This window comes from Brachybacterium tyrofermentans, from assembly GCF_014897585.1.
In the GTDB taxonomy this organism is placed as follows: Bacteria; Actinomycetota; Actinomycetes; order Actinomycetales; family Dermabacteraceae; genus Brachybacterium; species Brachybacterium tyrofermentans.
In genome coordinates, this window is sequence record NZ_JABUXW010000048.1 from 1 (window position 1) to 10402 (window position 10402).

Annotated in this window: 9 protein-coding genes; 3 read left to right on the top strand and 6 right to left on the bottom strand. The window is 69.7% G+C overall.

The window, feature by feature from the left end; all coding sequences use genetic code 11:
- Nucleotides 1–57: 57 nt before the first annotated feature.
- Nucleotides 58–1701 carry an alpha-N-arabinofuranosidase gene (locus INT49_RS20080; protein ID WP_193119514.1) on the bottom strand — a complete coding sequence of 548 codons (1644 nt, stop codon included), beginning with the start codon at nucleotides 1699–1701 and terminating at the stop codon, nucleotides 58–60.
- Nucleotides 1702–1857: 156 nt separating this feature from the next.
- Nucleotides 1858–3378: an arabinosylfuranosidase ArfA gene (arfA, locus tag INT49_RS20085; RefSeq protein WP_193119515.1), complete on the bottom strand. Its 1521-nt coding sequence runs from the start codon at nucleotides 3376–3378 to the stop codon at nucleotides 1858–1860.
- Nucleotides 3379–3605: 227 nt separating this feature from the next.
- Between arfA and INT49_RS20090 the strand changes: the two genes are divergently transcribed.
- From INT49_RS20090 to INT49_RS20100, 3 genes are read left to right on the top strand one after another with little or no spacing between them, the layout of a single operon-like run.
- Entirely contained in the window at nucleotides 3606–4748 is a 1143-nt protein-coding gene (locus INT49_RS20090) for a LacI family DNA-binding transcriptional regulator (RefSeq protein ID WP_193119516.1), read from the top strand.
- Nucleotides 4745–5548: a thymidylate synthase gene (locus tag INT49_RS20095; RefSeq protein ID WP_193119517.1), complete on the top strand. Its 804-nt coding sequence runs from the start codon at nucleotides 4745–4747 to the stop codon at nucleotides 5546–5548. The genes INT49_RS20090 and INT49_RS20095 overlap by 4 nt, the downstream gene beginning before the upstream one ends.
- Nucleotides 5545–6147, top strand: a complete 603-nt coding sequence (locus tag INT49_RS20100; RefSeq protein WP_193119518.1) for a dihydrofolate reductase — start codon at nucleotides 5545–5547, stop codon at nucleotides 6145–6147. The genes INT49_RS20095 and INT49_RS20100 overlap by 4 nt, the downstream gene beginning before the upstream one ends.
- 177 nt (nucleotides 6148–6324) lie before the next feature.
- Here INT49_RS20100 and INT49_RS20105 read toward each other — a convergent pair whose 3' ends face one another.
- From INT49_RS20105 to INT49_RS20120, 4 genes are all read right to left on the bottom strand, one after another.
- Nucleotides 6325–7314, bottom strand: coding sequence for a glycoside hydrolase family 43 protein (locus tag INT49_RS20105; protein ID WP_193119519.1), 990 nt, complete (start codon nucleotides 7312–7314; stop codon nucleotides 6325–6327).
- Nucleotides 7311–8165 carry a carbohydrate ABC transporter permease gene (locus INT49_RS20110; RefSeq protein ID WP_193119520.1) on the bottom strand — a complete coding sequence of 285 codons (855 nt, stop codon included), beginning with the start codon at nucleotides 8163–8165 and terminating at the stop codon, nucleotides 7311–7313. The genes INT49_RS20105 and INT49_RS20110 overlap by 4 nt, the downstream gene beginning before the upstream one ends.
- Complete coding sequence (locus INT49_RS20115) at nucleotides 8162–9268, bottom strand: carbohydrate ABC transporter permease (RefSeq protein ID WP_226851079.1); 1107 nt, start codon at nucleotides 9266–9268, stop codon at nucleotides 8162–8164. The genes INT49_RS20110 and INT49_RS20115 overlap by 4 nt, the downstream gene beginning before the upstream one ends.
- Nucleotides 9265–10402: ABC transporter substrate-binding protein (locus tag INT49_RS20120; protein WP_193119521.1), on the bottom strand; the 1138-nt coding region annotated here is incomplete at its 5' end. The genes INT49_RS20115 and INT49_RS20120, both read right to left, overlap by 4 nt.

Consider the following 10402-nt stretch of genomic DNA (forward strand, 5'->3'; position numbering starts at 1 on the left):
GCCCAGAGCCCAGAGCCCAGAGCCCAGAGCCCAGAGCCCAGAGCCCAGAGCCCAGGCTCACTCCCCCAGCTGGAGCTCCACGGTCACGAAGGAGTGCGCGGGCAGGGTGATCTCGAGGCCGCGTTCGTGGTCGCGGACGTCGGTGAGCTCGGCCGGGGCGACCGCCTCGGGCTGCTCGGGGGTGTTGTGGGCGGCGGAGCTCGCACCGGTGAGCACGCGCGCGGTGTGCCCGGCGACGGTGCGTCCGCGCAGGTCCAGCACGAGGGTGCGCTCCTGCGCATGATCCAGGTTCGACAGCGAGATCAGTGCGGTCGACCCGGTGGTGGACGCCGAGGCGGAGATCATCGGCAGGGCGCGGCCGTCGACCTCGGCGGGCTCCTCCGGCAGCAGCACGTGGGCGGCGAGCGCGCGGGCGTCCTGGTGCCCGGCGTTCATCGCGAACACGTGGTACGTCGGGGTGAGCACGAGGGCGCCGGAGTCGGGATCGGTGAGGATCATCGCCTGCAGCACGTTCACGGTCTGGGCGATGTTCGCCATGAGCAGGCGGTCCGCATGGCGGTGGAAGCCGTCGAAGTGGATCGAGGCCACCAGGGCGTCGCGCACGGTGTTCTGCTGGTACAGGAAGCCGGGGTTGGTGCCGGGCTCCACGTTCCACCAGGTGCCCCACTCGTCGAACACCAGGCCCACCTTCTTGTACGGGTCGTAGTGGTCCATGACGGTGGCGTGGCGGGCCACGAGCTCCTCGGCCCGGGCGGCGCGGGAGAGGGTGCGGTACCACTCCTGTTCGGTGAACTCGGTGGCGCTGCCCTTGTCCTCCCAGGGGCCCGACATCGTGTAGTAATGCATCGAGATGGCCTGGTAGGGGCCGGCCTTCCCGTCGCGCTTCTCGAGGTTCGTGGCGGCCCGCATGAGCGCCTCGGTCCACGCGAAGTCGTCATCGCTCGCACCGGCCGCGATGCGGGTGACCTCGTTGCCGCCGTGATCGCGCACGTAGGTGGAGTACTGGCGGGCCAGCGCCGCGTAGTCGTCGGCCCGCATGTTGCCGCCGCAGCCCCAGGCCTCGTTGCCGATGCCGAAGTAGGGCACCTTCCAGGGCTCGTCGCGTCCGTTCTCGCGGCGCAGGGACGCCATCGGCGAGTCGTCGGCGCGGGTGAGGTACTCGATCCACTCGCTCATCTCGGCGACCGTGCCGGAGCCGACGTTGCCGTTGACGTACGCCTCGGTGCCGAGCAGCTCCACGAGGTCCATGAACTCGTGGGTGCCGAAGGAGTTGTCCTCGACGATGTCGCCCCAGTGGGAGTTGACCATGCGGGGCCGCTCCTCGCGGGGGCCTATGCCGTCCTTCCAGTGGTAGTCGTCCGCGAAGCAGCCGCCGGGCCAGCGCAGGTTCGGGATCTTCAGCGCGCGCAGCGCGGCGACCACGTCGTCGCGAATGCCGCGGGTGTTGGGGATCTCGGAGTCCTCACCCACGAAGAAGCCCTCGTAGATGCAGCGGCCGAGGTGCTCGGCGAAGTGGCCGTAGAGGTGACGGCTGATGGTGGAGCCGGGCAGGTCGAGGTCGACGACCACGCGGGCAGGGCCGCCCGTCGGAGTGCTGGACGGGCCGGTGGACCCGGTCGCGCCGGCGGCGGGGGAACCGGTGGCGGTCGGGCTCAGGGCCGAGACCAGCCCGGGGGTGAGGGTGCGGGCACGGGCGGTCATGGGTTCTCCTCGGAGGACGTCGAGCGGCAGGGCGTCGGGCGGCAGGGCGGTGAGGCAGACGGCCGGGCCCGACCCGCTCCCGCGGGAGGAACGGATCGGGACCGGCCGACGAGATCAGGCAGCCGGGGTCAGGCAGCCGGGATCAGGCGGCGGGCGTCAGGCTGCCGGGCGGGCCAGACGCACCAGGGTCCACGAGATCGCGGGCAGGTCGCCGACGAGGCGGCCTCCCTCCAGACGCACCGAGTCGTTGACCGCCGGGACCACGGTCTCGGGCGCGGCCTGGGTGTTCGTGGCGTAGGGGTCCTCGTGGTGCAGGGTGAGGGCCTCGACGACCTCGAGGTCGCCGAAGGAGGCGAGATCCGCGTCCAGGGCGAGGGGGGCGTCGGCCCCGCGGTTCACGACGAACACGGCGAGCGTGCCGGTCTCGTCGTCCCAGGTGGCGACGGCGTCGGCCGCGGAGCTCGACCCGAACCGCTGGTTCTCGAAGCTCGGGGCGTCCAGGCGCACGTCGAGCACCTCGCCCACCGCGTAGCGGGAGGTGAGCGCGAAGGGATGGAACGTGGTCTGCTTCCACGCGCCGCCGCCGGGCTCGGTCATGATCGGGGCGATCACGTTGACGAGCTGGGCGAGCGAGGCGGAGGCGACGCGGTCGCTGTGGCGCAGCAGCGAGATCAGCAGGTTGCCGAACACCACCGCGTCCATCGCGCTGTAGGTGTCCTCCAGGAGCACGGGCGCGACCGGCCAGTCGTCACCGCTGGGCGGGCGGGACTCGGCGCGGTGCTGGTACCAGATGTTCCACTCGTCGAAGCTGATCATGATGCGCTTGTCGCGCTTGAGCTTGGCGCGCACGTGATCGGCGGTGGCCACGACGGAGTCGATGAAGTGGTCCATGTCGTCGGCCGAGGCGAGGAAGGAGGCCTGGTCGCCGTCCTTCTCGGAGTAGTAGACGTGGGCGGAGACCATGTCGACCTGGTCGTACGCCTCCGTGAGGACCGTGTTCTCCCAGGCGCCGAAGGTGGGCATCTGCGAGTTCGAGGAGCCGCACACGATCAGCTCGAGGTCCGGGTTCTCCTGGCGCATGAGACGGGCGGTCTCGGTCGCGAGGCGGGCGTACTCCTCGGCCGTCTTGTGGCCGGCCTGCCAGGGGCCGTCCATCTCGTTGCCCAGGCACCACATCGAGATGCCGTAGGGCTCGGGGTGCCCGTTGGCGGCGCGCTGGTCCGAGAGCGCGATGCCCTGCGGGGCGTTCGCGTACTGGAGCACGTCCAGCGCCTCCTCCATCCCACGGGTGCCGAGGTTCACGGCGTACATCGGTTCGACGTCGGCCTTCTTCGCCCAGGTCATGAACTCGTCCAGACCCACGGTGTTGGGATCGCTCGAGTGCCAGGCGAGGTCGTGGCGGGTGGGGCGGTCCTCGGCAGGCCCGACGCCGTCCTCCCACTGGTAGCCGGAGACGAAGTTGCCGCCCGGGTAGCGCACGGAGCTCACGCCGAGCTCGCGGGTGAGCTCGAGGACGTCGGTGCGGAAGCCGTCCTCGTCGGCCGACGGGTGGCCCGGCTCGTGGATGCCGGTGTAGACGCAGCGGCCGAGGTGCTCGACGAAGGCGCCGAAGGTGCGGCGGCGCACGGGGGCGACGCGGAAGGCGGGGTTCAGGGTCAGGGAGACGTGCGAAGACATCGGTGTCGGCGTCCTTCTGGAGGGTAGGGGCTCCGGTCCGTGCGCAGCTGTGCGACGGCCCGTTCTACAACGTTAGCCAGTTCTACAACGTTGCAATAACCTTTCCATACCGTCGTGACCACGTCAACGGGTCTCCGGGATCCGGTCCACCCCCTCAGTCGGCCTGTCGGCCCGCTCACCACCGCACCTCACCCGCGCGCCTCTTTCCAGGTGCGAGAATCGACCCCATGCCCCTGCACCCCGCCTCCGGCCGCAAGCGCCCCCCGGCGCTGCGCGATGTCGCCGAGCTCGCGGGCGTCTCCATCAAGACCGTCTCCAACGTGGTCAACGACTACCCGCACGTGAAGGACTCGACCCGGGAGACGGTGCGCGAGGCGATCCTGCAGGTCGGCTACCGCCCGCAGGCCGCGGCGCAGCAGCTGCGCACCGGGGCCTCGAAGATGATCACGCTCGCGGTGCCGGCCCTGACCTTCTCCTACTTCTCCGACCTCGCCCAGCAGTTCATCGACGAGGCGCAACGACGGGGCCAGACCGTCGTCCTGCATTCGACGTCCGGCGGCCGGGAGGCCGAGCGCACCGTGCTCGAGGGATTCAACCGCGTGGTGGGCGACGGCGTGATCTTCAATCCGCTGCTGATCGAGGAGGAGGTGTTCGCGCGCATGGAGCAGACCACGCAGCCCACCGTCTTCATCGGCGAGCACCTGCCCGAGAAGCTGCCCCACGGCAGCGACTACGTGCGGATCGACAATGCCGCCGCCGCCTTCGACGCCACGACCCATCTGCTCGAGTCGGGCCGGCGGCGCATCGCGTTCCTCGGCGCGATCGCCACCAAGCACGGCCTGCAGCCGCACAGCTCCGGCTCCCTGCGCCGGGACGGCTACGTCGCCGCCCTGGAGGAGCACGGGGTCGAGCCGGATGCCGGCCTCGTGCAGGCGGTCGACGACTGGCATCGCCATGACGGGTTCACCGGTGCGCAGGACCTGATGGCCCGGCACCCGGACCTCGACGCGATCGTCTGCGGCAACGACGACCTCGCGATCGGAGTCCTCGCCCACCTGCGCCGACTGGGCCGTCGCGTGCCGCAGGACATCGCCGTGATCGGCTACGACGACACCCCCGACGCCCCGTTCGCCTCGCCCCCGCTGTCCACGATCTCCCCGGACAAGCATGCCCTCGCCGCCACCGCCCTGGATCTGCTGACCGAGCGCATCCAAGGGTTCGACGGGCCGCCCCGGATCGCCGACACCCCGTATTCGCTGGTGATCCGTGAATCCACGGATCGCGCGGCCGGCGACCACGCTCCGACCACCCCGTCATCCACCGCACCCACCGCACCCACCGCACCCTGTCTCGAGGAGCTCCCCCGGTGACCATCCCGACCCCCTACGAGGACCTGCTGCGCGAGGTCATGGAGACCGGCAACGCCAAGAGCGACCGCACCGGCACCGGCACCCGCAGCCTCTTCGGCAAACAGATCCGCTTCGACCTCTCCCAGGGCTTCCCGCTGATCACCACCAAGCGCGTGCACACCCGCTCGATCATCCTGGAGCTACTGTGGTTCCTGCGCGGCGACACCAACGCGCGCTGGCTGCAGGAGCGCGACGTGAGCATCTGGGACGAGTGGGCGGGCGCCGACGGCGACCTCGGCCCGATCTACGGTGCGCAGTGGCGCTCCTGGCCCACGGCGGACGGCGGCGTGATCGACCAGATCAGCGACGTCGTCGAGCAGATCCGCACGAACCCGGACTCGCGCCGCCTCATCGTCTCGGCCTGGAATCCGGCCGACATCCCGAAGATGGCGCTGGCTCCCTGCCATGCGCTGTTCCAGTTCGAGGTGCACGACGGGAAGCTCTCCTGCCAGCTCTACCAGCGCAGCGCCGACCTGTTCCTCGGGGTGCCGTTCAACATCGCCAGCTACGCGCTGCTGACCCACATGATCGCCCAGCAGACCGACCTCGAGGTGGGCGACTTCGTGTGGACCGGCGGCGACTGCCACATCTACGACAACCACGTCGAGCAGGTGACGCGGCAGCTCTCCCGCGAGCCGTTCCCCTACCCCACGCTGACGATCGCGCGCCGACCCGAGTCGATCCTCGACTACGAGCTCGAGGACTTCGAGATCGACGGTTACCAGCACCACAAGGGCATCAAGGCACCGGTGGCGGTGTGAGTGCCGCACCGTTCCCGGCCGGTGGCGGTGCGAGCACCGAGCACTCCCCCCGGATCGGCCTGATCTGGGCGCAGGCCCGCGACGGCGTGATCGGCGCGGACGGCACCATGCCCTGGCACCTGAGCGAGGACCTCAAGCACTTCTCGCGCACCACGAAGGGCTCGCCCGTGGTGATGGGCCGACGCACCTGGCAGTCGTTCCCGCCGACGTTCCGTCCGCTGCCGGGGCGCACGAACATCGTCATCACCCGTGACGATTCTTTCGCCGACGACGGCGCCGTGCGCGCCCGCGATCTGGCCGATGCGCTGCGGATCGCCGAGGAGACGGTGGCGACGACCGGGCAGGTGACCGAGACCGAGGGACCGCCCGACGCCGATTCCCGCCCGACGATCTGGGTGATCGGCGGCGGCTCCGTCTACCGCGAGGCGATCGCGGATGCCGACCTGCTGGTGGTCACCGAGATCGACCTCGAGGTCGACGGGGACACCACGGCGCCCGAGGTGCCGGATCGATTCGGCACGCCCGCGGCCGATCCGGCGACAGGCTGGCTCGAGGCGAAGAACGGTCTGCGCTACCGCATCCTCACCTACACCCGCTGATCCGCTCCCGGTCCCACCCCGTCGCGGCGCCCTGGCCTGCCCTGGCTCGACCTGGCCTGGCGCTGCGGCAGGACAGTACAGCGGGCGACGCGGCCTCCTGGAGCCTGGCGACACGGGGCCGGCGGCTCACCCAACCGGTCTGCTCACCCAACCTGTCTGCTCTCCCAAGCCGTCAGCTCACGGAGCCCGGCGGCTCACGGCCAGGGACGGCGGCGTCGTACCCACCTCGAGCTCCCGCAGGTGCAGGTAGCGGCCGGTGCGCTCCTCGTCCCAGGCATGGAAGGCGATCACGTCCTGGCCCTCGGGCCCGATGGTGCACGAGTTGTGGCCGGGCCCGATGAACTCGTCATCGCTCGTCAGCAGCACGTCCTCCCCCGGCGCCGGCACCGTCCAGGGGCCCTCGGGCGACGTCGCCCAGGCCCAGGCCGTGCGATAGCCGGGCCCCTGCCAGGAACCCCCTGACCAGGTCATCAGCAGCACGCCATCGCGCACCACCACGTGCGGACCCTCGAGGGTGTGCCAGTCGAAGCGGCGGCCGTACATCTCCCGATCACGCGCGAAGATCTGCCAGTCCGCATACGGCGCGAGCACGCTCGCCGTCTCCCCGAGCGAGGTCGGCGTGAGCAGCGGCGCGGCCGCCAGGTGAGTGCCCGGCCGCTCATGGTCGAGCACGTCGCGGGCGAAGAACAGCCACCAGCTGCCATCGGGCAGCCGGCACGGGGAGGCGTCGATCGCGAACAGCTCATCCGGGGTGAGGACCACGCCCTGGTCGATGAAGGGCCCCTCGGGACGCTCGGCCCGGGCGACCCGCAGCAGGTGACCGCGATCGCCATGGCCCACCGAGTAGTACATCCACCAGATGCCGTCGCGCACGCAGACCTCGGGCGCCCAGTAGGAATCCCCCGCCTCCGGCTCGAGGGCCTGCAGCACGGTGCCGATCCCGCGCCACTGCTGCAGATCCGACGAGACCGCCGCCGGGACCGCGCGGCCGCCCGCCACCGGACCGGTCCCGTAGGCGATCCACCCGTCGGCCGTGCGCACCACGGCGGGATCCGCGAGCGGTGTCGACCAGGCGGGATCGGCCCGCCCGACGGGCTCTGTCCGTCCGACGAACTCAGTCTGCCCGGCAGGATCGGCCCGCCCGCTGGGCGCGCGCTCGCCCCTCATCCCTTCAGCCCCGTCGCCGCGATGCCTGCCACGAGATAGCGCTGCAGCACGAAGAACACCAGCAGCACCGGGATCAGGCTGACGGTCGCCGCCATGAACAGGCCGCCGTAGTCGAAGGTCTGCGCGGTGAGGAACGAGGACAGATAGATCTGCACCGTCATCGCATTCTGCCCGTCACCCGCCACCACCAGCGGCCACAGGAAGGCGTTCCACGAACCGATCAGCCCGAGCACCGTGAGCGCGGAGGCGAAGGGCAGCGTATTGGGGAAGACGATCCGGAAGAAGGTGCGGAAGAATCCCGCACCGTCGATATAGGCGGCTTCTTCGATCTCCCGCGGGAAGTTCACGTAGAACTGCCGGAACAGGAACACGTTGAAGGCGCTGAACAGGCCCGGCACGATCAGACCCTGCAGGGTGCCGATCCAGCCGAGCGAGGCGACGATGATGAAGTTCGGGACGAACGCCGTGGTCGCCGGCACCAGCAGCACCACGATGACCAGGATGAACATCGGCTTCGCGGCCGGATGCGGGATCCGCACCAGCGCATACCCGGCGAGCGCCGCGATGAGGATCGACAGCGAGGTCGAGACGATCGCCATGATCGCGGAGTTCATCAGGGCGTCGAGATACCGCGGATCCGCGAAGAGCTCCGGGATGCGCTGCCATTGCGGATCGCTCGGCCAGAACACGAAGTCCTGCGAATAGATCTCGTCGTTCGTGGACAGCGCCGTCTTGATCATCGCGTAGAACGGCACCAGGAACACGAGCGCCAGCACGGAGGCCACCGTATAGCGCAGCACGAGACCGACGCTGCTGCGGTTCTGGCCGACGATGTTGAGCTGTGCGGTCATCGCCGCACCTCCTTCTCCGGCGTCGCCGTCTTCTCCGTCGACCCTGTCGACCCTGTCGACCCTGTCGCCTCGAGCTCTTCCGCGGTCTCTGTCTCTGCCGCGTCGACGGGCCGACGGCGGCGCCCTCGCAGGAACCCGAACCGGCGCTTGGTGGCGTCGTCGTTGGATCCGAAGCCGACCAGCCAGGTCTGCAGGAGCCCGGCGAGGACCATGATCGCGGTGAGCACCAGCGCGCCCGCGGAGCCGCGACCGAAGTCCTGCTGGGGGCCGAGGGCGATGTTGTAGAGGTAGACCAGCGGGGGCCGGGTCTCGGGGTTGTTGCCGGTGAGGTTGTAGAACTCGTCGAACGCCTGGAAGGACGCGATGAGCAGGAGCAGCAGCACCGCGGCGGACGTGGTGCGCAGCTGCGGCAGCGTGATCAGGCGGAACATGGTGAAGCCGCCGGGGTTGAGCCCGTCCACCGAGGCCGCCTCATACATCTGCGTGGGGATCGCCTGGAGGCCCGCGAGGAACAGCAGCATGTAGAAGCCGACCTGCAGCCACAGGCGCACGGTGACCAGCACGATCCACCAGTACGGCGAGGCGGAGAGCCACGCCGAGATCGAGTCGAGCCCGACCACGCCCAGCAGCTGGTTCACGATCCCGGACTCGAGCCCGTTGAACAGCGACAGCCTCCACACCACGCAGGCGACGACATAGCTGCACGCCGTGGGCAGGAAGAACACCGAGCGGAAGAAGGTCTGGAACCTCGGCAGTCCGTTGACCAGCACGGCGAGCGCGAGGGAGACCGCCATCGTCACCGGCACGATGAACACCGCGAACACGAGGAAGGTGCGCAGGGACTGCAGGAACGCGGTGTCGACGAGGAAGCCGCGGAAGTTGTCCAGGCCGACGAACTTCGTGGGCAGCACGGTGCCGCGGGCCTCGAAGAGGCTCAGCGTCCCACCCCAGATCAGCGGCAGGATCGTGAACACGCACAGTCCGACCAGGAACGGGGTGAAGAAGAGCCAGAAGGCGAGTCCGTTCCCCTTGATCCGGGTGGGGCCCGTGCGGGTCGAGGTCGCGGCCGTGGCGTCGGCCCGCGTGGCGGACGGGGCGCTCACGATCCGATCGCCCGGTTGCTGGCCTCCTCGGCCTTCGCCAGCTCCTCGGCCGGGTCGGCACCGTTCTTGAGGATGTTGCTGATCGCGTCGTCGCGCGGTGTGCCGATGTCCCCGGTGTACTCCGGCGGGCCGGTGACCCCCATGTCCTTGGCCATGGTCGCGATCTCCAGGCCGTTGCCCTCCTTGAGCGCCTCCGCCTGATCGGCGACCGCGGTGATCGGCGGGATGTGGAATCCGTAGCTGAGCGCCCAGTCCGTCTGATGATCGGTCTGGTCCACCCACAGCCACTTGGCGAACGCCGTGGCCGCATCGGTCTTCTCGCTGTTGCCGGCGACCTGCTCGTTCCAGGAGCCCATGAAGGCGACCTGGCGGCCGTCCGAGCCGACGGCCGGATGCGGGAACACGCCGATGTCGTCGAGAGCGCCCTCGAGGGCCGGCAGCGCCCAGCAGCCGCCCCAGGTGATCGCGGCGAGGCCCGCGGCGAATGCCGCCGGATCCGCCCAGTCCGAGGGGGCACCGGTGAGGAGCACGTCGTCCTTGATCATCTGCTGGATCGACCCGAGTCCTTCGGCGTAGCCGGGGGTGTTGTAGCCGACCGCGTCCTTCGCCTCGTTCATCGGGGATCCGCCTGCGGCCCAGACCATCGCCCACGAGCTGGCGTCGTAGTTGTTGCCCAGGAACAGGCCCTTCTGATCCGGCGTGGTCAGCTCGGTGGCCGCGGCGACCAGGTCGTCGAAGGTCGTCGGCGGCTCGATGCCGGCCTTCTCGAACAGGCTCTTGCGGTAGTAGAAGTGCTGCGGGTCCAGGATCATGGGGATGCCCCAGATCTTGCCGTCGATCGTGACCGGGCCGAGGGACGCCTCGTTGAACTGGTCCTTGACCGGTTCCATGATGTCGGTCAGGTCGGCGTATCGCCCCTGCTGCGCCTGGTCGACGGCGATCCCGTTGTTCTCGAACACGTCGACGCCGCCGCCCGAGAGCAGGGCGGTCGAGAGCCGGGCGGCGTAATCGCCGGTCACCCAGTTGACCTTCACGGTCGCGTCCTCATAGGACTCGGCGTAGGTCGTGGCGGCATCCTGTGAATCGCCCCGGGTCTGGTGGAGGCTCTGAATCCACGGGAGGATGAGGAGCATG

What these genes read in the sequence shown, in the direction of transcription:
- INT49_RS20080 (WP_193119514.1), bottom strand. Translation starts at nt 1,701, where the DNA reads ATGACCGCCCGTGCCCGCACCCTCACCCCCGGGCTGGTCTCGGCCCTG.
- arfA (WP_193119515.1), bottom strand. Translation starts at nt 3,378, where the DNA reads ATGTCTTCGCACGTCTCCCTGACCCTGAACCCCGCCTTCCGCGTCGCC.
- INT49_RS20090 (WP_193119516.1), top strand. Translation starts at nt 3,606, where the DNA reads ATGCCCCTGCACCCCGCCTCCGGCCGCAAGCGCCCCCCGGCGCTGCGC.
- INT49_RS20105 (WP_193119519.1), bottom strand. Translation starts at nt 7,314, where the DNA reads ATGAGGGGCGAGCGCGCGCCCAGCGGGCGGGCCGATCCTGCCGGGCAG.
- INT49_RS20110 (WP_193119520.1), bottom strand. Translation starts at nt 8,165, where the DNA reads ATGACCGCACAGCTCAACATCGTCGGCCAGAACCGCAGCAGCGTCGGT.